General features: G+C 69.4%; 25 protein-coding genes and 1 tRNA gene. 15 read left to right on the top strand and 11 right to left on the bottom strand.

The annotated features are described in order from the left end of the window. Nucleotides 1-293: 293 nt before the first annotated feature. The 6 genes from AB0B64_RS46630 to AB0B64_RS46605 all read left to right on the top strand — a co-directional run bounded on the left by AB0B64_RS46630 (nucleotide 294) and on the right by AB0B64_RS46605 (nucleotide 9,570). The gene (locus tag AB0B64_RS46630; protein ID WP_358190465.1) at nucleotides 294-1,727 is read left to right on the top strand and encodes a sugar ABC transporter ATP-binding protein; all 1,434 of its coding nucleotides are present in this window, start codon (nucleotides 294-296) and stop codon (nucleotides 1,725-1,727) included. Next, nucleotides 1,724-2,737 carry an ABC transporter permease gene (locus AB0B64_RS46625; protein WP_358189655.1) on the top strand — a complete coding sequence of 338 codons (1,014 nt, stop codon included), beginning with the start codon at nucleotides 1,724-1,726 and terminating at the stop codon, nucleotides 2,735-2,737. Before AB0B64_RS46630 ends, AB0B64_RS46625 begins: the two co-directional genes overlap by 4 nt. Beyond that, nucleotides 2,734-3,684 carry an ABC transporter permease gene (locus AB0B64_RS46620; RefSeq protein WP_358189642.1) on the top strand — a complete coding sequence of 317 codons (951 nt, stop codon included), beginning with the start codon at nucleotides 2,734-2,736 and terminating at the stop codon, nucleotides 3,682-3,684. Before AB0B64_RS46625 ends, AB0B64_RS46620 begins: the two co-directional genes overlap by 4 nt. After that, a complete protein-coding gene (locus AB0B64_RS46615) occupies nucleotides 3,671-4,867 on the top strand; it encodes an ABC transporter substrate-binding protein (RefSeq protein WP_358189632.1) in 1,197 nt (398 codons plus the stop codon). Before AB0B64_RS46620 ends, AB0B64_RS46615 begins: the two co-directional genes overlap by 14 nt. Nucleotides 4,868-4,904: 37 nt before the next feature. Then, on the top strand, nucleotides 4,905-5,738 hold the full coding sequence (locus AB0B64_RS46610; RefSeq protein WP_358189623.1) for a sugar phosphate isomerase/epimerase family protein: 834 nt from the start codon (nucleotides 4,905-4,907) through the stop codon (nucleotides 5,736-5,738). A gap of 355 nt (nucleotides 5,739-6,093) precedes the next feature. Next, on the top strand, nucleotides 6,094-9,570 hold the full coding sequence (locus AB0B64_RS46605; protein ID WP_358189613.1) for a ThuA domain-containing protein: 3,477 nt from the start codon (nucleotides 6,094-6,096) through the stop codon (nucleotides 9,568-9,570). 71 nt (nucleotides 9,571-9,641) lie between these two features. On the opposite strand, the gene AB0B64_RS46600 is transcribed toward AB0B64_RS46605, so the two are convergent. Then, a complete protein-coding gene (locus AB0B64_RS46600; RefSeq protein WP_358189602.1) occupies nucleotides 9,642-9,959 on the bottom strand; it encodes a hypothetical protein in 318 nt (105 codons plus the stop codon). A 223-nt stretch (nucleotides 9,960-10,182) separates the two neighbouring features. Here AB0B64_RS46600 and AB0B64_RS46595 point away from each other — a divergent pair, with 223 nt between their 5' ends. Together AB0B64_RS46595 and AB0B64_RS46590 are read left to right on the top strand one after the other, a co-directional pair. Further along, on the top strand, nucleotides 10,183-10,524 hold the full coding sequence (locus AB0B64_RS46595; RefSeq protein ID WP_358189592.1) for a hypothetical protein: 342 nt from the start codon (nucleotides 10,183-10,185) through the stop codon (nucleotides 10,522-10,524). A gap of 175 nt (nucleotides 10,525-10,699) precedes the next feature. Next, nucleotides 10,700-11,707, top strand: a complete 1,008-nt coding sequence (locus AB0B64_RS46590) for a phosphotransferase (protein ID WP_358189585.1) — start codon at nucleotides 10,700-10,702, stop codon at nucleotides 11,705-11,707. 506 nt (nucleotides 11,708-12,213) lie between these two features. On the opposite strand, the gene AB0B64_RS46585 is transcribed toward AB0B64_RS46590, so the two are convergent. Next, nucleotides 12,214-12,287: transfer RNA gene (locus AB0B64_RS46585), tRNA-Ile, on the bottom strand. A 106-nt stretch (nucleotides 12,288-12,393) separates the two neighbouring features. On the opposite strand from AB0B64_RS46585, the gene AB0B64_RS46580 reads away from it, so the two are divergent. Continuing rightward, complete coding sequence (locus AB0B64_RS46580; RefSeq protein ID WP_358189568.1) at nucleotides 12,394-12,921, top strand: histidine phosphatase family protein; 528 nt, start codon at nucleotides 12,394-12,396, stop codon at nucleotides 12,919-12,921. 105 nt (nucleotides 12,922-13,026) lie between these two features. Here the strand turns inward: AB0B64_RS46580 and AB0B64_RS46575 are convergent, their stop codons facing one another. Beyond that, the gene (locus tag AB0B64_RS46575; RefSeq protein WP_357959986.1) at nucleotides 13,027-13,959 is read right to left on the bottom strand and encodes a LysR family transcriptional regulator; all 933 of its coding nucleotides are present in this window, start codon (nucleotides 13,957-13,959) and stop codon (nucleotides 13,027-13,029) included. Nucleotides 13,960-14,056: 97 nt separating this feature from the next. Between AB0B64_RS46575 and AB0B64_RS46570 the strand changes: the two genes are divergently transcribed. After that, nucleotides 14,057-14,281, top strand: a complete 225-nt coding sequence (locus AB0B64_RS46570; RefSeq protein WP_357959988.1) for a DUF6158 family protein — start codon at nucleotides 14,057-14,059, stop codon at nucleotides 14,279-14,281. Then, a complete protein-coding gene (locus tag AB0B64_RS46565) occupies nucleotides 14,281-14,517 on the top strand; it encodes a hypothetical protein (protein ID WP_358189549.1) in 237 nt (78 codons plus the stop codon). Before AB0B64_RS46570 ends, AB0B64_RS46565 begins: the two co-directional genes overlap by 1 nt. A gap of 76 nt (nucleotides 14,518-14,593) precedes the next feature. Here the strand turns inward: AB0B64_RS46565 and AB0B64_RS46560 are convergent, their stop codons facing one another. After that, nucleotides 14,594-14,755 (bottom strand): hypothetical protein, encoded by a 162-nt coding sequence (locus AB0B64_RS46560; protein ID WP_357959995.1) that lies wholly within the window; start codon nucleotides 14,753-14,755, stop codon nucleotides 14,594-14,596. Beyond that, nucleotides 14,752-16,383 carry a sodium:solute symporter family protein gene (locus AB0B64_RS46555; RefSeq protein WP_358189536.1) on the bottom strand — a complete coding sequence of 544 codons (1,632 nt, stop codon included), beginning with the start codon at nucleotides 16,381-16,383 and terminating at the stop codon, nucleotides 14,752-14,754. The genes AB0B64_RS46560 and AB0B64_RS46555 overlap by 4 nt, the downstream gene beginning before the upstream one ends. Nucleotides 16,384-16,458: 75 nt before the next feature. Between AB0B64_RS46555 and AB0B64_RS46550 the strand changes: the two genes are divergently transcribed. After that, the gene (locus AB0B64_RS46550) at nucleotides 16,459-17,238 is read left to right on the top strand and encodes a putative hydro-lyase (RefSeq protein ID WP_357959999.1); all 780 of its coding nucleotides are present in this window, start codon (nucleotides 16,459-16,461) and stop codon (nucleotides 17,236-17,238) included. Here AB0B64_RS46550 and AB0B64_RS46545 read toward each other — a convergent pair. Further along, the gene (locus tag AB0B64_RS46545) at nucleotides 17,235-17,816 is read right to left on the bottom strand and encodes an ATP-binding protein (protein WP_357960002.1); all 582 of its coding nucleotides are present in this window, start codon (nucleotides 17,814-17,816) and stop codon (nucleotides 17,235-17,237) included. The genes AB0B64_RS46550 and AB0B64_RS46545 overlap by 4 nt on opposite strands. An 88-nt stretch (nucleotides 17,817-17,904) precedes the next feature. Here AB0B64_RS46545 and secY point away from each other — a divergent pair, with 88 nt between their 5' ends. Further along, nucleotides 17,905-19,197 carry a preprotein translocase subunit SecY gene (gene secY / locus AB0B64_RS46540; RefSeq protein ID WP_358189511.1) on the top strand — a complete coding sequence of 431 codons (1,293 nt, stop codon included), beginning with the start codon at nucleotides 17,905-17,907 and terminating at the stop codon, nucleotides 19,195-19,197. Between the two features lie 54 nt (nucleotides 19,198-19,251). Here the strand turns inward: secY and AB0B64_RS46535 are convergent, their stop codons facing one another. The 3 genes from AB0B64_RS46535 to AB0B64_RS46525 all read right to left on the bottom strand — a co-directional run bounded on the left by AB0B64_RS46535 (nucleotide 19,252) and on the right by AB0B64_RS46525 (nucleotide 22,403). Next, nucleotides 19,252-19,959: a response regulator transcription factor gene (locus AB0B64_RS46535; RefSeq protein ID WP_357960008.1), complete on the bottom strand. Its 708-nt coding sequence runs from the start codon at nucleotides 19,957-19,959 to the stop codon at nucleotides 19,252-19,254. Next, nucleotides 19,956-21,233, bottom strand: a complete 1,278-nt coding sequence (locus tag AB0B64_RS46530; RefSeq protein WP_358189493.1) for a histidine kinase — start codon at nucleotides 21,231-21,233, stop codon at nucleotides 19,956-19,958. Before AB0B64_RS46530 ends, AB0B64_RS46535 begins: the two co-directional genes overlap by 4 nt. Nucleotides 21,234-21,506: 273 nt before the next feature. Next, nucleotides 21,507-22,403 (bottom strand): aryldialkylphosphatase, encoded by an 897-nt coding sequence (locus tag AB0B64_RS46525; RefSeq protein ID WP_357960014.1) that lies wholly within the window; start codon nucleotides 22,401-22,403, stop codon nucleotides 21,507-21,509. 175 nt (nucleotides 22,404-22,578) lie between these two features. Here AB0B64_RS46525 and AB0B64_RS46520 point away from each other — a divergent pair, with 175 nt between their 5' ends. Both AB0B64_RS46520 and AB0B64_RS46515 read left to right on the top strand, forming a co-directional pair. Continuing rightward, the gene (locus tag AB0B64_RS46520; protein ID WP_358189478.1) at nucleotides 22,579-23,034 is read left to right on the top strand and encodes a TIGR02611 family protein; all 456 of its coding nucleotides are present in this window, start codon (nucleotides 22,579-22,581) and stop codon (nucleotides 23,032-23,034) included. A 55-nt stretch (nucleotides 23,035-23,089) separates the two neighbouring features. Further along, nucleotides 23,090-24,079, top strand: coding sequence for a hypothetical protein (locus AB0B64_RS46515; RefSeq protein ID WP_358189470.1), 990 nt, complete (start codon nucleotides 23,090-23,092; stop codon nucleotides 24,077-24,079). Here the strand turns inward: AB0B64_RS46515 and AB0B64_RS46510 are convergent. Next, complete coding sequence (locus tag AB0B64_RS46510; RefSeq protein WP_219533268.1) at nucleotides 24,076-24,396, bottom strand: co-chaperone GroES; 321 nt, start codon at nucleotides 24,394-24,396, stop codon at nucleotides 24,076-24,078. The genes AB0B64_RS46515 and AB0B64_RS46510 overlap by 4 nt on opposite strands. A gap of 49 nt (nucleotides 24,397-24,445) precedes the next feature. Beyond that, on the bottom strand, nucleotides 24,446-25,381 hold the full coding sequence (locus AB0B64_RS46505) for an endonuclease/exonuclease/phosphatase family protein (RefSeq protein WP_358189457.1): 936 nt from the start codon (nucleotides 25,379-25,381) through the stop codon (nucleotides 24,446-24,448). Nucleotides 25,382-25,443: the final 62 nt, after the last annotated feature.

The following is a 25,443-nucleotide window of genomic DNA, read 5'->3' as shown; positions in this document are numbered from 1 at the left end:
AGGCTTATCGCTGTCATATTATCCGCCGATTACGGCCATCACCGCCGCACCGGTGATGGCCGCGCGGTCGCCGAGCTCGCTCGCCAGGATGTCGAGGTGCTGCTCAAGGCCTGCTGTAGACCACCGATTATGCCGTCAAGGGTGCGAGCTTTTGCTTGACCATCAACATAAGCCCGCTTAGCATCCGGCAGCATGAGGGATATAAGGCCGAAACTTGCCGCTGGCCCAGGCTTACCCTCAAGACTCCGTCCGCGGGATCGGCCACGGTGGGGGAGGTGGGCGGGGTGCTGAGCATGCGTGGCATCGGCAAGAGCTTCCTGGGCGTGCGGGTGCTGTCCGGAGTGGACCTGGACGTAACGGCCGGCGAGGTGCACGCCGTCGTCGGCGAGAACGGCGCCGGCAAATCCACCCTGATGAAGATCATTGGCGGTGTTCACCCGCCGGACGAGGGCACGATCGAGATCGACGGTCACCCCGTCTCCTTCGGCCATCCGCTCGAGGCGCAGCGCTCCGGCATCGCGATCATGTACCAGGAGTTCAACCTGCTGCCCGAGCGTACGGTCGCCGAGAACGTCTTCCTCGGGCGCGAGCCGCTCAGGCGCGGCCTGGTCGACCGGGCCACCATGGAGCAGGCGACTGCGCGGCTCCTCGCCGAACTGGGCGAGGACTCCTTCGGCCCCCGCAACGCGGTCAAGCGCCTGTCGGTGGCCCAGCAGCAGGTCGTCGAGATCGTCAAGGCGTTGTCGATGAACGCCCGGCTCGTCGTCATGGACGAGCCCAGCGCGGCGCTCGCCGAGCACGAGGTCGAGCTGCTCTACCGGCTGATCGGGCGGCTGAGGGAGCGCGGCGTCGCCGTCGTGTACATCTCCCACCGATTACGCGAGGTGTTCGACCTGGCGGACCGCGTCACCGTGCTCAAGGACGGCTCGCTCGTCACCACGCTCCCGATCGGCGAGGTGACCCCCGACGAGCTGATCCGCCTGATGGTGGGCCGCGACCTCGGCGCCTACTTCCCGCCCCGCTCGCCGGGCCCCGGTGAGGTACGGCTCAGCCTGCGCGGAGCGGGCAACCACAAGCTCCGCGACATCGATCTGGAGCTGCGTGCCGGGGAGATCGTCGGCATCGCCGGCCTGCAAGGATCCGGCAGATCGGAGCTCGCCAAGGCGATCTTCGGCGCGGAGCCGTTCACTACGGGCGAGATGACCCCGTCGCGCCCCCGCTCGGTCCGGGAAGGCGTCGCCATGGGCATCGGGCTCGTGACCGAGGACCGCAAGGCCGAAGGACTCGCCCTGCGCCAGTCGGTTCGCGACAACGCCCTGCTCGTCGCCCGGGCGGTGGGCGCCAAGGGCCGCAATGGCGTCCACGACCTGCTCGAACGGGTACGCCTGTCGCCTCCACGACAGGAACAGGAGGTCCGCTACCTGTCCGGAGGCAACCAGCAGAAGGTCGTGCTCGCCAAATGGATGACGATGGCGCCGCGCGTGCTGCTGTTCGACGAGCCGACCCGGGGCGTCGACGTCGGGGCCAAGGCCGCGATCCACGACCTGATGCGTGAGCTGGCGAATGACGGCATGGCCATCATGATGATCTCTTCCGAGCTGCCCGAACTCATCGGCATGAGCGATCGCGTCGTCGTCCTGCGCGGCGGCCGGATCGCAGGCACACTGCCGGCCGGCCCATCTGAGGAAGCCATCATGCGTCTGGCCGCAGGAGAGGCGGCTGAATGAACACGCTCTCACGCGTCCGCCGTCCCGCCCACCACGGCGAGGCGCACGGCGGCCTGGCGGCCTGGTTACGTGAGCCCACACAGGTGGTGTTCCTCGCGCTGCTCGGCCTGGTCGCGGTCGGCTGGGTCCTGGTCGCGCTCGACGGCGGTCAGTTCCTGACCATGGAAAGCATCGTCGGGATCCAGCAGCGCTCGGCGGCCCTCGGCATCGTGGCGATCGGGCAGACGCTGGCGATCCTGGCCGGGTCGCTCGATCTATCCGTGGCGTACCTGATCAGCCTGACCTCGCTGATCGCGGCGGAGATCATGGCGGGCCAGGACGGGAACATCCTGCCGGCGGTCGCCGCGGTGCTTGCCGTCAGTGCATTGGTGGGGCTGGTCAACGGGCTGGTCATCACCAGGCTCCAGGTTCACGCCTTCATCGCCACGCTCGGCGTCGCCCTGATCATCAGGGGCATCGTCGACCACCTGTACGACGGCCCCGCCGGCAAGGTGCCCGAGTCGTTCCAGATCCTCGGCTACTCCCGAATAGGGCCGATCCCCGTCTCCGCCCTGCTCTGGGCAGGCGTCGCCGTCGCCGCCTGGTTCCTGCTGAGCAGGACCCGGCCGGGCTACCGCATCTACGCGGTCGGCGGGAACGAGGAGGTCGCCCGGCTGTCCGGGATCCGTACGGGTCGCGTCATCCTGCTCACCCACGTGCTCTGCTCGGTCTGCGCCGGCATCGCGGGCCTGCTCCTGGCCGGCAGGCTCGGGGCGGGGGCGCCCACGGTCGGCACCGACGGCGGCTACGACCTGGAGTCCATCGCCGCGGTCGTGCTCGGCGGGACCGCGCTGGCCGGCGGAAAGGGTGGCGTCGCCGGAACCGTGGGCGGCGTCCTGCTGCTGGCTGTCCTGGACACCATCTTCAATCAGCTCGAGGTCAACTCCTTCGTCAAGGACGTGGTCCGCGGCGTGGTCATCGTGATCGCGGTGGCCGTCTACGCCCGGCGCACCAAGGAGCGGTCGGCATGAAACGGGCACTTCCCATCGTCGCGGTCCTCCTGGTGCTGCTGGCCGCGATAGCGGTCGCCAACCCCTTCTTCCTGGAGCCCGCCGGGTTCCTGGCGTTCCTCAAACGGGCCGCGCCGCTGGTGATCCTGGCCGCGGGGCAGTACTTCGTCATCGTCTCCGGCGAGTTCGACCTCTCAGTCGGCTCGCTGGTGACGGCGGAGGTGGTGATCGCCGCGCGGCTCATCGACGGCGACGAGTCCGCCACCTGGCCGGTCCTCGCGCTGCTGACCGCCGTCGGGCTCTTCGTCGGACTGATCAATGGAGTGATCACCACCAAGCTGCGGGTGCCGTCGTTCATCGTGACGCTCGGCATGCTGCTCATCCTGTCCGGAGCCGTTTTCCTGTGGACCGGCGGCGCACCGCGCGGCGCGTTGTCGGAGGGCTTCCGGGCCCTCGGCCGCGGCGGCCTCGGACCGGTGCCGTGGTCGGTGCTGATCCTCCTCGCCGGGGGCGCGGCGGCGATCTTGCTCATGCGCGCGGATTTCGGCAAGACGCTCATCGCCACCGGCGACAACGAACGCGCCGCGGCCCTGTCCGGGGTCCGGGTCCACCGAGCCAAGATCTTCGCCTTCATGCTCTCCGGCCTGGCCGCGGCCGTCGCGGCGATCCTGCTCGGCGGCTTCGCCGGTGTCTCGGCCCAGGTCGGCCAGGGACTGGAGTTCTCCGCCATCACCGCGGTCGTGCTCGGCGGCGTGGTGCTCGGCGGCGGCCGCGGCTCCGTGCTGGCCGCCATGGCCGGGGCCTTCACGCTGGAGGCGCTGTTCACCCTGCTCAACCTGTACGGAATCTCGGGGGAGCTGGAGTTCACCGTGCAGGGCGTCATCATCATCGCCGCGGTCGCGGCGGGAGCAATCCGGCTTCCCCGGACGTTCACCCCCCGCAAAGGAGACGCACATGCCGCGTCATAAGGCCGCAGTCGCCGTGCTCGCCGCGCTCGCCCTCGCCGGCTGCACCACCGACAAGCTGACGTCCACTACCCAGTCCGCGGCTCCCGCCACGAGCGCTCACCGCTCGGGCACGGGTGCGCAGTCGAAGTTCTTCGTGCGGGCGGACTTCGACGCCCAGCTGGCCATGCGCTCCCAGACGCCGCAGGGTCCCATGGACAAGCCCTGGGAGCAGGCCATCGCCCCGCAGATGGTCGATACGGCGAAGTACAAGAAGAACGGACCGTACCACCTGTGCTTCTCCAACGCCGCGGTCAACAACCCCTGGCGCCAGGTCGGGTGGAAGACGATGCAGGCCGAGGCCGGCCTGCACAAGGAGATCACCAAGTTCACCGCCTTGGATGCCGAGGGCAAGGACGACAAGCAGATCTCCGACATCGCCGAGTTGCAGGCCAACGGCTGTGACGCGCTGATCGTCTCGCCGAACACCACGGCCACGCTCACCCCGGCCGTGACGGCCGCCTGCGGGAAGGTGCCCGTCATCGTGTTCGATCGGGGCGTGGAAACGGACTGCCCGGTGACGTTCATCAAGCCGATCGGCGGCTACGCCTTCGGCGCCGACGCCGCCGAGTTCCTGGTCGAGAAGGTTCCGGCCGGCGGTAAGGTGCTCGCGCTCCGTATCCTGCCCGGCGTGGACGTGCTGGAGACCCGCTGGTCGGCGGCCAAGGTGGTCTTCGACAAGAGCGAGGTCCAGGTCGTGGGGGTCGAGTTCACCGACGGCGACGCCGCCAAGACCAAGAGCATCGTCAGCGACTACATCCAGCGGCACGGCAAGATCGACGGCGTCTGGATGGACGCAGGCGCCACGGCGGTGGCCGCGATCGAGGCATTCGAGGACGCGGGCCTGCCGGTACCACCCATCAACGGCGAGGACCAGCAGGACTTCCTGCAGAAGTGGAAGGACGCCGACCTCACCGCCATCGCGCCCACATATCCGACCTACCAATGGCGCACCCCGATCATCGCCGCGCTGAAGATCCTCAAGGGCGAGGAGGTGCCCAAAATGTGGAACCTGCCGCAGCCGAAGGTCACCTCGGAGAACCTGTCGGCGTACCTGAAGCCGAACATGCCACCGCTGCACTACGCGTTGTGCGGCTGCGAAACCCTGCCCGGGTTCCCCGAGAACTGGGGCGGGAAGAAGAGCTGATCGGCTCCTTCCGCGAACCGACCACGAAGAGGGGCGCATGTTCTCCATCGGAGTGAACACCTGGGTCTGGGTCTCCCCGCTGACCGACGACGAACTGGCCCGGCTCGCGCCCCGCATCGCAAGGTGGGGCTTCGACGTCATCGAACTGCCGATCGAGCAGCCCGGCGACTGGAACCCGGACAAGGCCGCGACGGTACTGGCCGAGCACGGGCTGGCCGCGTCCGTGGTACTGGTCATGCCGCCGGGGCGGGAACTCGTGGCCGCCTCTCCGGAGACCATCCGCGACACCCAGGACTATCTGCGGCACTGCGTCGACGTGGCGACGACCGTCGGCTCCCCCGCGATCGGGGGGCCGGCGTACGCCTCGGTCGGCCGTACGTGGCGGCTGGCGCCGGACGAGCGCAGGGCGGTCTACGCGGAGTTGCGTGAGCATCTGCGGCCCGTTTTGGACTACGCGGCCGGCCGTGGGGTGAAGCTCGCGGTCGAGCCGCTCAACCGGTACGAGACCAGCCTCGTCAACACCGTCGAGCAGGCGCTGGACGCGCTGCCTGAGGACTGCCACCTGACACTCGACACCTACCACATGAACATCGAGGAGAAAGACCCCGCCCAGGCGGTGCGGGTCGCGGCGGATCGGATCGCGCACGTCCAGGTGTGCGGCACCGACCGCGGCACGCCGGGAGCCGACCGCTTCGACTGGCCCGGCTTCACCCGGGCCCTGAACGACGCCGGCTATCAAGGGCCGCTCGTCATCGAGTCCTTCACCGCGCACAACCAGACCATCGCCACCGCGGCCTCCATCTGGCGACCCCTCGCCGAAAGCCAGGACGCGCTGGCCGTGGACGGCCTCGCCTACCTGCGCACCCTCTGATCAAAATGGTGCTTGAAAGTTTCATACTTATTGAAGGCTTTTTCCTTGCCCTTTTGAATGCCGGCGGAGCGGCGCGGCATCGCTTACGCGGCCTGAACCTGCAGATTCCCGGTAAAGGCGGTGAGACCCTGACTCAGTAGAAGCGGAAAGGCGGTCTTGGACTCGCTCGATAAGCATGCTTGACACTCATGTTTAGCCCGACCTATTTTCGTTCCGAATCGATTCGACATCTGTCGCATGGTCAGGCCCCGCCGCCCGGATCGATGGGTGGGTCACTGCTGAAGACGACCGGCATCGGCCGAGATGACGCACGCCTTCCCACCCGTCAACTCCGTAACCCCCCAGGAGATCCTTCATGCGAACATCACGCCTGCTTTCCGCCCTCGCCGCAGCCTTATTAGGGTTGTGGCTGTCCGCGGTGCCGCTGGTGGCGCACGCGGCCGCGCCGCAGTTCAAGGTGCTGCTGTTCACCAAGACCGCGAGCGGCGCCTATCGGCACGACTCGATCCCCGCCGGTGTCGCGATGTTCCAGCAGATGGCGGCCGACAACAACTTCCAGCTCGACCAGAGCGAGGACTCCGCCGTCTTCACGGCCGCGACCCTGAACACCTACGACGCGGTGATCATGTTCCAGACCAGCGGCATGGTGTGGGACAACGACGCCCAGCGTCAGGCCTTCCAGGCGTACGTGCGCAGCGGCCACGGCGTCGTCGCGATCCACAACGCCACCGACATGAACATCGAGGCGCAGTTCCCCTGGTGGGACCAGGTCGCCCTGGCCGGCGCGCACATGACCGCGCATTCATCCGTCCTGCAGGGCACCGCCAAGGTGGCCGACAAGGTTCACCCCTCCACCAAGGGACTGCCGGATCGCTGGGTGCGCACAGAGGAGTGGTACAACTTCGACAAGAACCTGCGCGGCTCGGTGCACGTGCTGGTGACCGCGGACGAGACCACCTATGACGCGGGGCCGAACAAGATGGGCGCCGACCACCCGATCTCCTGGTGTCACAACCCGGAGGGCGGCCGGGTGTGGGCCACCGCGATGGGCCACCAGGCGTCCTCCTATTCGGAGCCGTCGTTCAAACAGCACCTGCTGGGCGGGGTGAAGTGGGCGGCGGGCGCGGCGCCGGGCGACTGCGGCGGCACCGTCGCGGCCCGGTTCCAGAAGGTGACCCTCGACGGCGCACCGGACCAGCCGATGGAACTGGACGTGGCCGGCGACGGCAGGGTCTTCTACATTTCGCGCTCGGGCAAGGTGAACCTGATCCCCGCCAACGGCGGGGGCACGCGCGTCATCGCCACCCTGTCGGTGTACGACGGAGGCGAGGACGGCGGCATCGGGCTGGCGCTGGACCCGAACTTCGCCACCAACGGCTGGATCTACGTCAACTATTCGCCGTCCAACGGCGGCGAGGTGAACCGGGTGTCGAGGTTCACCTTCAACGGCACCAGCCTCGACCTGGCGAGCGAGAAGAAGATCATCGAGGTTCCGGCGTACCGCAACGTCGACGAGCCCGGCCACACCGGCGGCTACCTCGCGTTCGGGCCGGGCGGGAACCTGTACATCGGCCCGGGTGACGACACCAATCCCAACGGCTCCAGCGGCTACGCCCCGATCGACGAGCGGCCGGGCCGGGAGCATTACGACGCCCAGCGGTCCGCGGCCAACACCAACGACCTGCGCGGCAAGATCCTGCGCATCCACCCCGAGGCCGACGGCACCTACACGGTTCCGTCCGGCAACCTGTTCGCGCCCGGCACCGCCAAGACGCGGCCGGAGATCTACGCGATGGGCTTCCGCAACGCGTTCCGCTTCTCGGTCGACAAGGTGACGGGGTGGATCTCGCTGGGTGACTACGGCCCCGACGCCGGCGCCGCGAACCCCAGCCGCGGTCCCGAGGGCACCGTCGAGTGGAACCTGATCAAGCAGCCGGGCTTCTACGGCTGGCCGTACTGCGTCGGCAACAACATCCCGTTCAACGACTACAACTTCGCCACCAACACCTCCGGCGCGAAGTTCAACTGCTCGGCGCCCGTCAACGACTCGCCCAACAACACCGGGCTGACCAATCTGCCCGCGGCCAAGCCCGCGACCGTCTGGTACAACTACCACGCCTCGGCCGAGTTCCCCGAGATCGACTGCTGCGGCGGTGCCGCCCCGATGGGCGGCCCCTTCTACCGCTACGACGCCGCCGGCGGCTCTGACCGCAAGTTCCCCGAGTACTTCGACGGCACGCCGTTCGTCTACGAATGGAGCCGCAACTTCGTCAAGGAGTTCCGGCTGGACTCCTCGGGCAACCTCCTGAAGATCAACCCCTTCGCGGCACAGCTCGCCCCGCACGCGCCGATCGACATGAAGTTCGGTCCGGACGGCGCCCTGTACATGGCCGACTGGGGCAACGGCTTCGGCCACGCGAACACCGATGACAGCGTCTACCGGGTCGACTACGTAGCCGGAAACCGCGCGCCCCTGGCCAAGGCGAGCGCCAACCCCGACTCGGGCGCGGCGCCGCTGACGGTGGCGTTCTCCTCGGCCGGCTCGTCCGACCCCGACGGCGACGCGATCACCTACGCGTGGGACTTCGGCGACGGCGGGACCTCCACCAGCGCCAACCCGTCCCACACCTACAACGCCAACGGGACATACACGGCCAAGCTCACCGTACGGGACTCCGGCGGGAAGACGGGCAGCGTCACGTTGTCCATCGCCGTCGGCAACACCCGTCCCAAGGTCGTCTTCTCGGCTCCGCCCGACGGCGGGTTCATCGACTTCGGCGACCAGGTGGCCTACACGGTGAACGTCACCGACCCCGAGGACGGCGCCATCGACTGCACCAAGGTCAACGTGATCACCGCGCTCGGCCATGACCAGCACGCCCACGACACCGGCCAGCACACCGGTTGCTCCGGAACGGTCACGACCACCGCCTCCGGCCATGACGAGGCCGCCAACGTCTACTACGCCCTGTCCGCCGACTACACCGACAAGGGCGGCCTGAAGGGCAGCGCCGGCGTCACCCTGCAGCCCAAGCACAAGCAGGCCGAGCACTTCACCGGTTCGTCCGGAATCCGGATCGTCGACGAGCCCGGAGCCGAAGGCGGCAGGCGCATCGGCGACATCTCCAACAACGACTGGACCTCCTTCAGCCCGATCAACCTGTCCGGGATCGACACGGTGTCCTTCCGCGTCTCGGCACCGTCCAACACCGGGGCGTCCATCGAACTGCACGCCGACTCGCCGACCGGAGCCCTCATCGCCTCCAGCCCCGTGCCGGCGACCGGGGGATGGAACACCTACGTGTCCCTGCCCGCGGTGCAGGTCACCGATCCCGGTGGCACCCGCAATGTCTACGTCGTGTTCAAGTCGCCGTCCGCGAACTCGTTCGACGTGGACTCGTTCACCGTCAACGGCAAGGGCGTCGGGCAGGGCGACGGCTCGCCTCCGGGCAGCACGGGCGCGCTGCGGGGTGTCGGGTCGAACCGGTGCCTCAACGCCGCCTCGCCGACGAACGGTACACAGGTGCAGATCTTTGACTGCAACGGGCAGGCCGGCCAGCAGTGGACGTCGACCGCCGCGGATGAGCTTCAGGTGTACGGCAATAAGTGCCTGGATGTGAACGGGGGCGGGACGGCGGACGGCACCGCCGTGATCATCTGGGACTGCAACGGGCGGAACAACCAGAAATGGCGGTTCAACGCCGATGGCAGCATCACCGCCGTCGGGGCGAACAAGTGCCTGGACGTCAGCGGCGCCGCCACCGCCAACGGCACCAAGGTGCAGATCTGGGCGTGCAACGGCCAGAACAACCAGAAGTGGACCCGCGTCTGAATGCCACGTGCCGTCCGGACCCTGGAGCCGGCCCTTCCGTAGCGGCTCCAGCGGTCTGGACGGCGGGGGCGTCATTGCGGACAGCGGCCCCGGCCCGACGGGCCATGGTCCAGCGAGGACTTTGGCATCTCCAGCAGCCCACGTACATCCCATGGACCGAGACGTATTTCCGCACCTGCCGCGTGGTCGGCGCCGGCGAGCACGTCGCGCACCGCGGTCGGTGCCGTTACGGCGATCTCCTGCCAGGTCCAGTTGCGCAGGAAGCGCAGCCGCCGTCCGTCCGCCGTGACGGCGCAGGTTGAGGTGACGCCCGCCGGCATGCCGCCCCACGACCCGGCATCGGAGACCCACCAGCCGAAGTGCCGGTGCCGGTAGTCGGCGAGCAACATGATCGCGCCGAGGACCGAAGTCGTCGCCGAACCAGAGCCCGAAGCTGGAGAACAGCGCGCCGGTGCTCTTCGTGGCCGCCACCACGAGCCGACCCGGTCGGCCCCGGATGAGCAAGGAGATCCGGGACCTGATAGCACACCTGGCGCGGGAGAACCCGGCCTGGGAATCCACCCGCACCCGCAAACTGCCGCCGGCTCCCATCGACTTCTCCGCTCTTCGCTGGTGAACCGAACGGCGAACTCGACCCCAGATCGGCTCTCGAGCAGGCATCGATCACTGCAAGCCGACCTGTTCGCTGCCCACGAACGGGCGGTCCGACTCAACGCCCGCGCCCAGCAACTCGAGAAGCGCCTGTCCGAGGCACTCGGCGAACAGGTCTGGCGCGAGTCCGGGCTCGGCACACCCGCCGATGTCGACACGCTCAACGAGAAGATCACCCATCTGGAGCAACAAGTCGTCGATCTGCGCCTCCAACTCGAAGAACACGACGAGGATCTGTCCGCCGCACGCGCCACCAATCGCGAGCCCATGGCTCGGCTCAACCAGGCAACCGCTCGCCGGTGACCGGGGTGAGCCGAGATGACAGAAATTCCGGCCATGAGCGGATCTTGAACTCTCTGACCTGCGAAATATCGAGGCAACGAGCTCCGTCGCGGGCCTCGCACCAGCCGTACTCTTGCTCCGAAGGGGGCCTATAACCGGTTGCCCGCCGACCTGGGCATGCCGCCAGAATTGGCGCATGACCGCCTCCGCCGACCTGGAGTTCCTGGCCCCGCTGCTGGCAGCGTGGGGTTTCCCCCCGGACGCGACGATCATCCGAACCGAGCAGGGGACCAACAACCAGACGTTCCTGCTTCGCCAGGGGGGCCTTCGATTCGTGCTCCGGGTCAGCCGGACCCAGTCCGCCGCGCAGGCCGGCGCCGAGCACCGGATCCTGCGGCGGCTACGGTCGGTCGGACTTCCCTTCCAGGTGCCTGAACCAGTCGCCGCGCCCAGCGGGGACACGGTGATCGAGACCGCGGCCGGGCCCGCCACCGTCTGCCGGTGGATCCCCGGCGTGCGGCCCGACCTCACGGGCCCGACGGCACTCGAGCGCTTCGGCCGGGCAGCCGGGCTGCTCGGCGAGGCGATGCTGGGCGTGCCACCAGAAGACGGGCTGGGGGACTGGCGTGGTAATCCTCTGGCGCACCCCGCCGTGCCGCACGTCGGCGCCCTTTGCCATCAGCTGCGCGCCGCCGGAATCAGCGCGGAGCGGGTCGCCCGCCTCGACGCCGTGGCGCGCCGCGTCGGGCAGGAGTGGCCTGCGGGCGGTGGCGCGCTGCCGACCCAGGTCATCCACGGTGACCTGGCGGCCTCGAACGTGCTGGTCGACGAGGACACCGGGGAGGTGAGCGGGCTGCTTGACTTCGAGTTCGCCGGGGTCGGCTTCCTGGTCCAGGACATGATGGCGGCGCTGTTCTACAGCGGGGCCCTGGAGACGCGCGACTGGCAGCTCCGCACGATGGCCTTCCTGCGGGGGTACGCCTCGGTCCGCCCGCTGGACGCCGCCGAGGCCGACGCGCTGCCCCGGCTGCTCCTCGCCCGGGCGGTCGGCAGCGCCCTGTCGCGGGCAGGCCGCTGGCTGAACGGGAAGGCACAGCTCGGCGAGGTCACCGACCGGATCCGCAAGCTGGAGGACACGACCCACTGGCTCGACGCCAACGGCGGAAAGCTCCAGTCACTCGCGGCCGCCAGCGGGCACCAGTGACTCGGAAGTACGGCTGGCGCGAGCCCCACGACATTCGGCTGGGGCGTCGACCGGACCGTCCAATGGATCACCGAGCGCATCGAGTCGGCCATCCTGGAAGCCTGACCGGCCGGCGCAGCCAGAATCCATCAGCCGCCCCTACGAGTGGTCTCAACTTGAAGAGCGACTCATCGCCCTTGAGAGGGTCTCACGCAGCCGTAAAGATCTTCGGCAACGGGAATGGCGCTACTGCCCTATGACCTCGAACTGAACGTCGTCCTACAGGTGTCCGGAGCAGGGTGGCTCGACTTGGCGGGAAGAGCGAAAGTCGCGGCCTTGCTTGGGCCTACGCGCGCGCAGGTGGCCGACCTCGACTCATGACCCGGAACATGGCCGGAACCGTGGGGACGCATTGGGGAGAGACGCCCGCGAACGATCGGCTCCAGCCGTGGACAGCCGGACGTATGTGGCCCCCGCCCCGGCACAAAAGTGCAGGTCAGGCGGGGGTTTCTGCTGGTATCGAGAAGTAGGGCGGGTGGGACTTGAACCCACGACCCACGGATTATGAGTCCGATGCTCTGACCGGCTGAGCTACCGCCCCTTGCAAACATGCAGTCTTCCACACCTGAGCCCTCATGCCAGCATAGATCGTCCTCGTTCACTCAGCGCGTACGCCAGACACCGGGATCCATGGGTAGCGTCGGGCCATGGCGGTCAAGCTGATCTACGAGACGCACTCCCTCACGGTGGACAACGAGAAGGGGATCGCCACCGGCTGGTTGCCGGGGGAGTTGTCCCAGGCTGGGCGGGAGTTGGCTGTGGAGTTGGGGGTGCGGCGGCGGGACGTGGATGTGGTCTACGCCTCTGATCTGCGGCGGGCGGTGCAGACGGCGGAGGTCGCGTTCGGGGATGGGCGGGAGATTCGGCTCGACTCCCGGTTGCGGGAGTGCGACTACGGGATCTACAACGGGCGGCCCGTCAGTGAGGTGGCGAGGTTGCGGCGGCGGTTCATTGAGATGCCGTGGCCCGGGGGGCAGAGCTATCGGCAGGTGGTCGCGGAGACCGCGGCGTTTCTTGAAGAGGTGATGGACAAGTGGCAGAAGCGTACGGTGCTGGTGATCTCGCACTCGGCCAATCGGTGGGCGTTGCAGAATCTGCTTGAGGGCGTGGCGTTGGAGGAGCTTGTGGATGCTCCGTTCGACTGGAAGCCGGGGTGGGAGTACACCCTGGCCTAAGCGCCTAGAGCCCCCAAAGCTCCCTGGCGGGCACGGGGAGGCGTGGCTCCCCGGCCCTCACTTACGAGATCGCGGCCCAGCGCGGAGGTCGGACATCAGGGCAGGTTAGGGAGCGGTGCCGAAGCCGGTGTTCCGTACCAGCCAGTCCTGATAGACCGTGCTTCGCCGTACCACCTCCGCGTGGGTCTGTTTGGCCTGTTCCGCCACCCAGGCGGCATCCGGGGCGGCGGGGTGGTGGCCGAGGAGTTGCCGCCAGCGCAGCGGCGCGCCCGCGAGCGGGACCATCGCCAGGCCGGGGGCGGGCTGGTGGGTGGCCTGGCAGAGGGCCACGGCCCGGCCGACCCGGGCGAGGTGGGTGCAGGTGGCCACGTCGGTCTCATAGATCGTTCCCGGGGTGAAGCCGGCGCGGGCGCAGGCGGTGGCGAAGCAGTCGGCGAAGCAGCCGTCGCCGGGCGTGACGGCCCAGCTTTCGAGGGCGAGTTCGGACAGGTCCAGCTCCTTCTCGCCGGCCAGCGGGTGGGTCTCGGCGAGCAGGGTGAAGACCGGGTCATAGCTGATCGTCTCCCATCGCAGCGAGCCCGTGGGGGTGCCGCCGTCGCCGCAGGCGCCGGTCAGCGCGTAGTCGAGCCGGCCGAGCCCGGTCATGGCGGTGAGTTCGTCGGCCGACCATGAGGTGTACGTGCTCACCGTCCGTTCCGCGGCGAGCCGGTCGACGAGGCCGCCGAGTATCGGCCCGTTCGTGGCGCCGATGCGGAAGCCGGGGGAGGGGGCCTGGGCGAACCGTACGGCCTCGTCCTGCAGTTCCTTGGCCGCCGGGAGGAGCACGCGGGCGCGGGCGAGCACCAGCTCGCCCAGCCGGGTGGGCCGGGCGCCGTGCCTGTCGCGCTCGAACAGGGTGCCGCCGAGTACCCGCTCGATACGTTTGAGCTGTGCGGTGAGGGCCGGTTGCGCCAGCCCGAGCAGGGACGCGGCCTTGCTCACACTTCCCGCGTCCGCGACCGCGCGAACGATCCTGAGGTGCCTGAGCTCGAGGTCCATAACGGGAAGGTAAAGCGGTGATCTCCTCCCGACAATGCCCTTATGTCAGGAAATGTGACACATATTGTCGGGCGCCTTCTGGGGTAGGGGCTACTCCATGACGATGATGGGAATCGATCCAGCGCAACTCCAGGACGACGACCTGCTGCGTGAGCTGCGGCAACTGCACACCACGCGGACCGACACCTTCCTGCACGGCTCGGACGACGCGCTCGCGCGCCACACCACGCGGACCAACCAACTGGAGAGCGAATACCTGCGCCGCTACCCGGAGCGCGACATCGACCCCGGGCGGCTGAGAGAGGGAGCGAGGCGACGCTGATGGCCCGAGATCACGATGTGCAGGCACTGTCCGACGTCGACATCCACGTGTACGAGGCGGTCGCCTCGCAGGCGGTCGAGTCCGGCGGCGCGGAGCTCGGCGCGCTGATCCGCGCGACCGGTCTGGAAGAGGAAGAGGTACGCCGGAGCGTGGCCACGCTGATCGAGCAGGGCTACGTGGTGCCGCGGGGGAACGGGTTCGGCCTGGGCGCTCATACGTTCGGGCTCGACTACTGAAAACCTCGACAGGGGGCGGCGGGCCGATGGGCCGGCCGCCCCCCGGCGTTGGATGCGGGCCGGCCGCCCCCCGGCGTCAGATGCGTTTGACGCGGGCCCAGATCACGAAGGCGCCGCCGAAGACCGCCATGACCAGCCCGGTCCACAGGTTGACCGCCGCCCCCACCACCCCGGCGATGATCAGGATCACCCCGTAGATCAGGAACAGCCCGCCGATCACCATTCTGATGTCGCTCACAGGATCACCCCGTACATCGCGGCGGCCAGGACGATCGCGCCCGTCCCGAGGATCACGGGCGAGCGGTACCACTTCTTGTCACCGGCCAGCGCGTCGTCCGCCAGGTCGACGGCGCTGAGCCCGTACACCAGCCCGCGCAGTTCCTCCACGGGCTTGGGCGTGGTGACCAGCGTGACCACCACCGAGACGAGCAGGTCGACGACGAAGGCCACGCCCGCGCCCCAGAAGCTGGCGTTCAGTTCGGTGCCGAAGTCCAGCATTCCGGCCTTGTACGCGATGTACGAGGCGAACGCGGACGCGGTCCCGGCCAGCAGGCCCCAGAAGCCGGCCCACGGCGTCATCCGCTTCCAGAACAGCCCGAGGATGAAGGTCGCAAACAGCGGCGCGTTGAAGAACGAGAACAGCGCCTGCAGGTAGTTCATGATGTTGGAGTAGCCGGCCGCGATGAACGCCGTGCCGACGCCCAGCGCGACGCCCGCGACGGTGGCGATCCTGCCGACCCGCAGGTAGTAGCCGTCGTCGCGGTCCTTGGCCAGGTGCGCCTGCCAGATGTCGTTGGTGAACACGGTGTTGAACCCGCTGATGTTGGCCGCCATCCCGGCCATGAACGAGGCCAGCAGCCCGGTCACCGCCACGCCGAGCACACCGTTGGGCAGCAGGTCCTGCATGAGCAGCGGGATCGCGTTGTTGTAGGCCTGACCCTTGCCCAGGTCCTTGAACAGGACGAGGGCGATCAACCCCGGCAGTACGGTCACCAGCGGGATGAACAGCTTCGGGTAGGACGCGATGATCGGGGTGAGCCGGGCGGCGTTGGTGTTGCGGGCGGATAATGCCCGCTGCACCTCGGCGAAGTTCGTGGTCCAGTAGCCGAAGGACAGCACGAAGCCCAGGCCGAACACGATGCCGAGCCAGTGGGCCTCCATCGGGTTCTTGCCCGCGCTGTCGGCCCACGTGTGCAGGCCGGCCTCGCCGAGCGCGCTCTGCCGTACCTTGTCGAACAGGCCGGAGACGCCGCCCACCTTGGCCAGCCCGAGGATGGTCAGCGGGATCAGGCCGGCCAGGATCACGAAGAACTGCAGGACCTCGTTGTAGATCGCCGACGACAGCCCGCCGAGCGTGATGTACGACAGCACGATCACCGCCGCCACCACCACCGACACCGGCAGGGGCCAGCCCAGCAGGGCCTCCATGACCAGTGCGAGCGCGTAGAGGTTGACCCCGGCGATGAGGATCTGGGCCACGGCGAAGGAGAGCGCGTTCAGGAACTGGGTGGCGCCGTTGAAGCGGCGGCCCAGGAACTCCGGGACACTGCGTACCTTCGAGCGGTAGTAGAACGGCATCATCACGATGCCGAGGAACACCATCGCGGGCACCGCGCCGATCCAGTAGTAGTGCACGGTCATGGCGCCGTACTGGGCGCCGTTGGCCGCCATCCCGAGGATCTCGATCGCGCCGAGGTTGGCCGAGACGAAGGCCAGCCCGGTGATCCACGGGGGTAATCCACGGCCGGCCAGGAAGAAGTCGAGGCTCGAGCTGATCCGCCGCTTGGCGGCGAACCCGATGCCGAGCACGGTCGCGAAGTAGATCGCGATGAGCGCGTAGTCGAGGAGGTTCACATCAAGGCGCACGGCGTTCCCTACTACCCCGAAAAGTCAGAGTATGTCGGCGATTGCGGGCCCAGTTACCGGGCGTAATCTCGAGGTGTGGATGTCGCAGACCTGACCCCGGCGCAGGCGCGCGAGCGCTTCCGCGCGGGCGAGCGGGTGCCGACCGCGGGCTGGTGCTCCGGCTGGACGCAGGCCAATCTGATCGCCGTGCCCAAGGAGCTGGGCTACGAGCTGCTGCTGTTCGCGCAACTGAACGCACAGGCGTGTCCGGTGCTGGACGTGGGGGAGCCGGGGGCCTGGTCCACCGCCCTGTTCCCGGGCGACCTGCGTACCGATCTGCCGGGATACCGCGTCTATCGCGACGGGCGGCCGGTCGCCGACCTCGACGACGTGGTCGCCGAGTGGCGTGACGACCTCGTGGCCTTCCTCATCGGCTGCAGCTTCACCTTCGAGCAGGCGCTGCTGCGGGCCGGGGTGCCGATCAGGCACCTCGAGCTGGGGACGAACGTGCCGATGTACCGGACGAGCGTGCCCTGCCGCCCGTCCGGCCCGCTGTCAGGCCCGCTCGTGGTGTCGATGCGGCCGGTCCCGGCGGCGCTCGTGGACGTCGCGATCGAGGTCAGCGGCCACTACCCGCAGGTGCACGGGGCGCCCGTGCACGTGGGCGACCCGGCCGCGATCGGGATCACCGACCTCGGCCGGCCCGACTTCGGCGATCCGGTGGAGGTACGGGCCGGCGAGGTGCCGCTGTTCTGGGCCTGCGGCGTGACGCCGCAGGCGGTGATCATGGCCAGCGGCGTGGACTTCGCGATCGGCCATCTGCCGGGCCACATGGCGATCATCGACGCGCGCGACGACGAGTATCGGGTTCCTTAACCTGATTTGTCGGGGCGCGGTGGGATGCCCGCTCTTGACAGCTGCTCGCCGACCGACGGCGCGCCAGGGCGGTTGTCGATCTCCAGGTGCGGTACGGCCGGCGGCTCGGACACCCGGATCGCCGCCAGGTACGCCTCGAACGCCGCCAGCTTGCCCGCGTCCTTCTCCAGCCCTCTGGCCACCAGGCGCTCGCGCAGGGTCGGCCCGTCCGAGCGAACCCAGATGAGCCTGACCGGGTCGCCACCCAGCTCGCCGACCCAGCGCTCCCAGAGCCGCGCCGAGTGCACCTGCGCGGTGAACGGGCCGTCGAGCAGCACCGGGCAGCCGTGCTCGCGGATCTGCCTGGCCGTCCTGGTCATGCCCGCGTACTCGTGCGCCTTGATGTGCTCGTCGTACCACGGGCCTTCGCGTTCGCCGTGGTGCCTGCCGTACCCCCGGAGGATCTCGGTCGCGAAGTCGCCGTACAGGGTGTCCTTGTCGAGCAGGGCGGCCGGCGGGTCGAGGCGGGCGAGCAGCGCCGCCGCGACGGTGGACTTGCCCGCCCCCGGCGGGCCGCTGATCACCCAAAGCGTGCTCATGTGGTCAGTGTCGCGTACGCGGATCTGCGTACGCGGGTGACGCGGCTCGGCGGACGACCGGAGACGGGCGCGCCGACAGACTCGGCTCATGCTGACCGTGCTGTTCAGGGCGTTCCGGGTGCCGGATCTCCGTAAGAAGTTACTGTTCACGCTGGCCATCATCGGGCTGTTCCGGCTGGGGCAGATCCTGCCGGCGCCGGGGGTGGACGTCGTGGCGGTCCAGCAGTGCCTGGGTACGGCGCGTGGCGGGCTGTTCGACATGGTGCAGATGCTCAGCGGCGGCGCGATGCTGAAGCTGTCGGTCTTCGCGCTGGGCGTCATGCCGTACATCACCGCCAGCATCGTGATGCAGCTGCTGACCGTCGTCGTGCCGCGACTTGAGACGCTCAGGAAGGAAGGGCAGTCGGGGCAGGCGAAGATCACCCAGTACACGCGTTACCTGACCATCGGGCTGGCCGTGCTCAACGCCACCACGGTGGTCGCGCTGGCGCGCGGCGGGCAACTGCTGCCCGGGTGCGCGCGGCCGCTGCTGCGCGACGAGAGCCTGCTGGGCGTCGCGGTGGTGGTGGTCACCCTGGTGGCGGGGACCAGCATGGTGATGTGGCTGGGCGAGCTGGTGACCGACCGGGGGATCGGGAACGGGATGTCGATCCTGATGTTCACCCAGGTCGTGGCCTTCTTCCCGTCGTACATGTCGACCATCTTCGTGCTCAGCCCGTTCGCCTTCGGCATGCTGCTGGTGACCGGGGTGTTCCTGGTGGCGGCCGTGGTGTTCATCGAGCAGGCGCAGCGGCGCATTCCCGTGCAGTACGCCAAGCGGGCGGTGGGGCGGCGGATGTACGGCGGGAGCAGCACCTACATCCCCCTGAAGGTCAATCAGGCGGGCATTGTGCCGGTCATCTTCGCCACGTCGCTGCTGTACCTGCCGACGCTCGCTGCTCCACTCCTCGGTGAAGAGGTAGGAGGCTGGGTGTCGCGGAACATCACCGCCGGCACGCACCCGCTCTACATGATCGGATTCTTCCTGCTGATCGTGGGATTCGCGTACTTCTACGTGTCGATCACCTTCAATCCCGTCGAGGTGGCCGACAACATGCGGCGGTACAGCGGGTTCGTGCCGGGCATCCGCCCTGGCGCGCCGACCGCGCGGTATCTGGCGTACGTGCTGTCGCGGCTGACCGCGCCCGGGGCCGTCTACCTGGGGGTGCTGGCGCTGCTGCCGCTGCTCGCGTTCGCGATCCTGCGGGATCCGAGCACCCAGCAGAACTTCCCGTTCGGGGGGACCAGCATTCTGATCATGGTGGGTGTGGGGCTCGAGACGGTGAAACAGATCGAGGCGCAGCTCCAGCAGCGCAACTACGAGGGCTTCCTCAGGAAATAGCGACGTTGGTACGGCCGGGTCGGCTGGCTGCGTTGGGACGGCCAGGTCGGCTGGTTACGTTGGGACGGCCAGGCCGGCGCGCATCGCGAACACGACCAGTTGGGCGCGGTCGCGGGCGTGGAGCTTGACCATGGCCCGGCTGACGTGCGTGCGGACGGTGTCGGGGCTGATCACCAACTCCTTGGCGATCTCCTCGTTGGACCTGCCGGTGGCCACCCAGGCGACCAGTTCGCGTTCGCGCGGCGTGAGGGTGTCGAGGCCCTCGACCGGCTCGGTGCCGTGGCGGCCGAACAGGCCGATGACCTTCCTGGTGATCGCGGGCGACAGCAGCGCCTCGCCCGCGGCCACCACCCGGACCGCGCCGACCAGCTCGTCGGGGGCGCTGTCCTTGAGCAGGAACCCGCTGGCTCCGGCCTGGAGCGCGGCGAAGATGTACTCGTCCACGGCGAACGTGGTCACCACCACGATCCTGGTGCCGCTCAGCTCGCGGTCACCGGCGATGGCCCGCAGGGTCGCCAGGCCGTCCATGCCGGGCATGCGGATGTCGAGCAGGAGTACGTCGGGACGGGTGCGGCGGATGAGCTGGAGCGCCGCCGCGCCGTCGGCCGCCTCACCCACGCACTCCAGGCCCGGCTCCCGGTCCAGCAACGCCCTGAGCCCCATCCGTACGACGGCCTGATCGTCGGCGACGGCCACCCGGATCACCGGCCCCTGCTCGGCTTCTTTGGCTTCCTCGGGTTCCTCGGCTGAGGCGGGGGTCACGTGAGGTCTGCCGGGGAGTCGGCGGTGTTGTGGCGAGCTGAGCCGGTCTGGAGTGCGGGTTGCTGCGGGAATGTGGCGAGGACCTGGAAGCCGCCGCCGTCCCGCGGGCCCGCCGTGAAGTGTCCGCCCGCGGCGAGCACCCTGGCCCGCATCCCGGCCAGTCCCCGGCCCTCGGACGTCCCTGCTCGGCCGTGCTCCTCGGTCGTTCCCAGCCGGCCGGCGGCTGGACCAGTGCTTCGGAGGGCGCCTCGGTCGGCGATTTCCAGGACAAGCAGCCCGGCCGGGTCGCTGGACAGCCGGACGAGCGCCTGTGTCGGGCCGGCGTGGCGCAGGACGTTGGTGAGCGACTCGCGTACCACCCCGTAGACGGTCGCGCTGAGGTGAGCGGGCACGACGGGGTCGGCGGGCTCCACGTCCACCGCGAGCCCCGCGGCCCGGACCCCGTCGATGAGGCTCGGCAGGTCGTGGGCGCCGTCCCGCGCGTCATTGGCGCCGGCGTGCGGGTCATGGGTGCTGTCGCGCGGGTCGAGCCGGTCGAGTGCGGCGCGTAGCTGGGTGAGCGCCGTCGTGCTGGTCTCCCTGATCGCCAGCAGCGAGGCGCGCGCCTGCTCGGGGTCGTCGTCGAGCGTGACGAGCGCGAGCCCGGCCTGCAGGGCGATGGCCGCCAGCCCATGCCCGGCGGCGTCGTGCACCTCCCCGGCGATCCGCGCCCGCTCGGCGGCGAGTACATCCTCCCGGGGCCCGCCACCCGATGCGGCGTCACCCACTGCGCCGTCACAGGGGACGTCGGCGTGGAGGGCGCCGTCGCAGGGGGCGTCGTCACGGAGGGCGCGGACCGTGCGGTGTGCCGGGGCGAGGCTGTGGGCCGCCGGGATGCCCCAGGCCCTGGCGGGCGTCGCGGTCGCCAGCGAGCCGGTACGTACGGCATCGGCGGTGACACCGGCTCGTGCAGCGTCGGCGGTGGTGCCGGTTCGTACGGCATCGACAGGTAGGCCGGTTCGTGCGGTGTCGGCGGCGGTGCCCACTCGTGCGGCATCGGTGGAAGTGCCGGCTCCTGCCGTGCCCGTGGAGATGGCCGGTGGCGGCTCGGCCTCCGCGGCGGCCGCGGCAGCGGCGGCGCGTGCCTGGGCCAGGCCGCTGAAGGACCACGGGACGGCCAGCCAGCCGGCCCAGGCCAGCATGATCACGACCGGGACGTCACCCAGCCGGGCCATGCGGGACAGCGCCTTGAACGGCCCGCGCGGGCCGTCACCGCTGTGCGTGTGCTCGGTCACCGTCCCCCCACCTGGCCAGGCTCGCTCAGCCCATAATCCTAGCCAGTTTCCGGCCCTCCGGTTGGCGGCTGGGCCGCCCGAACCCCCACGAGACGATCTTGTGGGGGTTCGGCTGGCCGCCACCTGGAGCGCCCGCCAATCTGGAGCACGCCCGCCAACCTGGGGTGCGGCCAGCAACCTGGGGCGCAGTTGGCAACCCCGGTCACCTGGGGCGCGGTTCAAGTCAAGCGACTCCGCCTGGAGCGCCGTCGGCCACCTGCAGCGCCGTCCAGATCAGGCGGCTCCGCTGGTGAGCCAGCGCAGTGGGTTGTCCCGGGTGACGAGGCGGATCGTGTCCTCGGTCACCCCGGACTCGCGCAGGCGCGGCAGCAGCGTGTGGAAGAGGTGCGCGTATCCGGGCCCGCCGTACCGGTTGACCTGCGCGATCCGGCTCACGCCGGTGCTGAGCAGGAGGCGGTCGGCGTGGCCGTCCTCGATGAGGGCGAGCGCGATCCTGGCCGACTGGTCCGTGCCGAGGCTGAGCGAGCCCAGGCTGACGTACGCACCGGCCTCGGCGATCTTGCGGGCGACGGCCGGGTCGCTGCCCGCGTAGCCCACGCTCACCCTGTCGCCCGCCAGGCCCTGGGCGAGGAGGATCTCCAGCATGGCCAGCCCGTTGTGCCCGTACGTGGCCACGGGCAGGCGGGAGGCCAGCGCGGCGCGGGCGGCGGCGATGAGGCCGCGCTCCTCGGCCGGGCTGGGTTCGGTGCCGCAGCAGCCGGCCTGGCCGATCACGCCGGGGAACACGCCGATGTCGTCGAGACCGTCGGAGATCTCGCTCATCAGCCGCCTCGTGAGCGTCTCGACGTCCGTGTCGCGGGGACCGCTGAACGGTCCGGCGAACAGGCCGGTCGAGGCGATCACCGGAACCCGGCTGCCCATCGCGATCCTGGCCAGGGCGGCGGCGTCGCGGCCCATACCCAGGCAGGTAAGATCGATGATCAAGCCGAGGTGGTCGGACTGGCGCACCTCGCGGAGTTCGGTGGTGACGGTCTGGTCCTCGTCGAGCCACCGATAGGGGTCGGAGTCGATGCCGGTCGCCCAGCGCATGTCGGTGCGCAGGTGCTCGCGGGGAAGGACGGCGCCGTCGATGGCGGTCGCGGGTACGGGACCGGTGACGGTACGAAGCATGGCCTCGGGCATAGGAGACGGTAACCGATTTTTGCCCGAAGTCGCCTATAAAAGCATGAAATTTTACGTTTTGAGCGGTTTGTCGATTTGGCGGGTTGTCGGGTTGGTAAGGCAGCCTATTTCAGGGCCGCTGGGCCGTATCCTGGGGGGCACATCGACCGTGCGGGGGAGTACGTTGCCGATCCAGGACTCCGAGACCGGAGACGCCGACGCGATCAAGGATGAGTCGGCAGACCGTTCCAGCATGCCCGAGCGCCGGTCGGGCATCCACGGCTGGCTGGACGGCATTCGATCCACCCGCGCGGGCGCGCTCACGCTGAAGATCGTCATCGGCGCCATCGGCGCGATCATGGTGGTGGGCGGCCTGATCATGGTGCCGTTCCCCGGGCCGGGCTGGCTGGTCGTGTTCGCGGGGCTGGCCGTGCTGGCCACCGAGTTCCACTGGGCGCGCCGGGCGCTGGAGTTTGGCAAGCGGGTGCTGCACGACTGGACCGAATGGTACAAACGGCAGGGCTGGACGGTCCGCGTCATCGTGCTCATCGTGACCGTGGCCGTCGCGGCCGTGATCGTCTACTTCGGGCTCAGAACGCTCGGCATCGATCTGATCGCGCTGGCCCAGCGCGTTATCTAGACCGGGTCGTTATCGCTGCCGGAATTCGGGCCATCCGGTGCCTATTCTGCGGGGCGTGATCGCCCACATCGCCGTCGCCGTGTCGCTCGCCCTGCTCGCTCCGGCCTCACCCACCGGTACCGCCGTGCTCCCCGCCGTCCAGGCCGGGCTCCCGACCGCTCAGGCCGGGCTCCCGACCGCTCAGGCGGACACACTGCTCCTTCCCGGCATCAGCGTGAAATATCAGGAAAAAGCGGGTGATCCCGTACGGCTCAGCAGCTACGGCCTGGGCACCAAGAGCACCTACCTCAGGACCAGGACCGGCAACGCGTTCGCCAGGCAGCCGGCCCTGTCGGAGGCGGCGGTCTCACCCGACGCCGCCACAGTGGCCGGCGTCCCGAAGTCCTACCGGGCGGGCTACGACTCGCTCCTGCTCACCGACCGCGCCAGCGGCCAGACCAGGCGGGTGCGTACGGTCAAGAAGCCCCTGGCCGCCTCGTACATCTCATGGTCGCGCGACAGCAAGCGCGTGGCGCTCACCGTCGAGCAGAAGGCCGGCGGGAACTGGCGGACCGTCGGCTTCACCGTCGTCGACGTGGTGGCGGGCACCGCGCGCACGGTCCGCCCGGCCGGGCTCGACGGGGGCGCGGACTTCGGGTGGAGCCCCGGCGGCGACCTCGTCGCCAGGTTCGGCGACGGCCTGCGGACCTACCGGGCCAGTGACGGCGCGACTCTGCGCACGTTCGTGGGCGTCGGACCGCCGACCGGCCCGGAGGACGCCTACTCGCCGTCGGGCAGCCGCCTGACCACGTGGTGCCCGGCACGCTTCACGCAGCAGCTCTGCGTGGTGAACCCGGCCACCGGCAAGATCGCGAGCCGGGTGGCCGTCAGCCCGCCGATGCTGTTCGGCTGGTGGGACGAGAGCCATGTCATCGCGGTCATGCCCCACCAGAGCGTCTACCGCCTGTCGGTGCTCGACCTGACGAGCAAGGTGACACGGGTGCTGGCCGACATCCCGTCCCAGACGTGGAAGGCGAACCTCTGGCTGACCTTCCACCGGGGCTAGAGGTAGAGGCCGGTGCCGTGGTCGGTCTCCTGCGTGGCGACGGCGTGCAGGTCTCGCTCGCGCATGACGAGGTAGACCTGCGCGTGCAGCTCCACCTCGAACTGGTCCTCCGGGTTGAGCAGCACTTTGTCGCCTACCTTGACCGCGCGCACGTTCGAGCCGACCCCGCAGACCTCGCCCCAGGCCAGCCGGTTGGCCATCTTGACCGTCGCGGGGATGACGATCCCGGAGCCGCTGCGCCGCTCCTCGGTCTCTTGCTCAAGCCGGATCATCACCCGGTCGTTGAGCATCTGGATCTCGAACTTGGGTGCTACCACGCGCTCAGTTTACGGTCATCCGGACTCCCGCGAACCGGCAATGGCGACGTCAGGGCAGTGTGAGCTCGGCGAAGACGGGCCGATGGTCGGTCTTCGCCAGCGATTCGACCGAGAACGCGCGTACCCCCATCCCGGCGGAGGCCAGCACATGGTCGATCACCACACCGGGAGCCCGCCCGCCGCTGGGCCAGTACGTCGCGGTGAAGCCCCGTCCGGTGACGTCCGCCGCGTCGCGGTAGCCGGCGGCCAGCAGGTCGCGCATCGGTACGTGGTCGAGCGTGGCGTTGAAGTCGCCGGCGAGCACCCGCGCGGCGCCGCCGCCGCGAGGCAGCGCGACCAGCCCCTGCTGCCAGCAGGGCGTACGTCGCTCGTACTTGGGCGCGCACGGATGCACCGACACCACCTCGATCTTCGTCCCGCCCGGCTCCGCGACCACCGCCCTGGCCTGCCCGAACGCCCCGAACTGGATGGCCGGCCCCGCCGTGAGCGGATAACGCGAGTAGACGCCGGAGCCGCCCACACCGGGCAGCGCCCGGACCACGGCCTGCGGCAACACCTTGCGCAGACCCGCCCGGTCCAGGGCCGCCGCGGCCTTGGGGGTGAGCTCCTGCAGCGTCAGGACGTCCGGCCGGAGCCTGGCGACCAGGTCCATCAGCCCCGCCGTGTCGGCCGAGCCCACCATCAGGTTGGCCGCCAGCACCCGCAGCGTCCTGCCGCCCGCGACCGGCTCGCCGTCGGCGAACCAGCGAGGCAGTACGACCAGCGCCAGGGCCGCCACGGTGACGAGCGCGACCGCCCCGGCGACCCACCGCCGCAGCGCCCCGGCCAGGGCGAGGGCGAGCACGGAGGCCGCCGCGGCGTACGGCGTGAACGCCACGATCGGCACCCACGGCCACAACCCGTCGTACGGACTCACCCGCAGCGCCGCCCACACCGCGAGCGGAGCCACCACCAACCACACCAGAACGCTCACCAAAGTTCGCACCCGCACCTCCTCCCATGTATCGCCACGAATCATCACAGAGGTTCACGTCATGAGATGGTGGC

Origin of the sequence: Nonomuraea sp. NPDC049129 (genome assembly GCF_040648495.1) — a bacterium.
In the GTDB taxonomy this organism is placed as follows: domain Bacteria; phylum Actinomycetota; class Actinomycetes; order Streptosporangiales; family Streptosporangiaceae; genus Nonomuraea.
The sequence above is the reverse complement of the archived record's forward strand: the minus strand, read 5'-3'. Positions and strand labels throughout refer to the sequence as shown.

Coding starts and splice junctions, on each gene's coding strand:
- AB0B64_RS46630 (WP_358190465.1), top strand. CDS start 294: ATGCGTGGCATCGGCAAGAGCTTCCTGGGCGTGCGGGTGCTGTCCGGA.
- AB0B64_RS46625 (WP_358189655.1), top strand. CDS start 1,724: ATGAACACGCTCTCACGCGTCCGCCGTCCCGCCCACCACGGCGAGGCG.
- AB0B64_RS46620 (WP_358189642.1), top strand. CDS start 2,734: ATGAAACGGGCACTTCCCATCGTCGCGGTCCTCCTGGTGCTGCTGGCC.
- AB0B64_RS46615 (WP_358189632.1), top strand. CDS start 3,671: ATGCCGCGTCATAAGGCCGCAGTCGCCGTGCTCGCCGCGCTCGCCCTC.
- AB0B64_RS46610 (WP_358189623.1), top strand. CDS start 4,905: ATGTTCTCCATCGGAGTGAACACCTGGGTCTGGGTCTCCCCGCTGACC.
- AB0B64_RS46605 (WP_358189613.1), top strand. CDS start 6,094: ATGCGAACATCACGCCTGCTTTCCGCCCTCGCCGCAGCCTTATTAGGG.
- AB0B64_RS46600 (WP_358189602.1), bottom strand. CDS start 9,959: ATGTTGCTCGCCGACTACCGGCACCGGCACTTCGGCTGGTGGGTCTCC.
- AB0B64_RS46590 (WP_358189585.1), top strand. CDS start 10,700: ATGACCGCCTCCGCCGACCTGGAGTTCCTGGCCCCGCTGCTGGCAGCG.
- AB0B64_RS46580 (WP_358189568.1), top strand. CDS start 12,394: ATGGCGGTCAAGCTGATCTACGAGACGCACTCCCTCACGGTGGACAAC.
- AB0B64_RS46575 (WP_357959986.1), bottom strand. CDS start 13,959: ATGGACCTCGAGCTCAGGCACCTCAGGATCGTTCGCGCGGTCGCGGAC.
- AB0B64_RS46570 (WP_357959988.1), top strand. CDS start 14,057: ATGACGATGATGGGAATCGATCCAGCGCAACTCCAGGACGACGACCTG.
- AB0B64_RS46565 (WP_358189549.1), top strand. CDS start 14,281: ATGGCCCGAGATCACGATGTGCAGGCACTGTCCGACGTCGACATCCAC.
- AB0B64_RS46545 (WP_357960002.1), bottom strand. CDS start 17,816: ATGAGCACGCTTTGGGTGATCAGCGGCCCGCCGGGGGCGGGCAAGTCC.
- secY (WP_358189511.1), top strand. CDS start 17,905: ATGCTGACCGTGCTGTTCAGGGCGTTCCGGGTGCCGGATCTCCGTAAG.
- AB0B64_RS46525 (WP_357960014.1), bottom strand. CDS start 22,403: ATGCTTCGTACCGTCACCGGTCCCGTACCCGCGACCGCCATCGACGGC.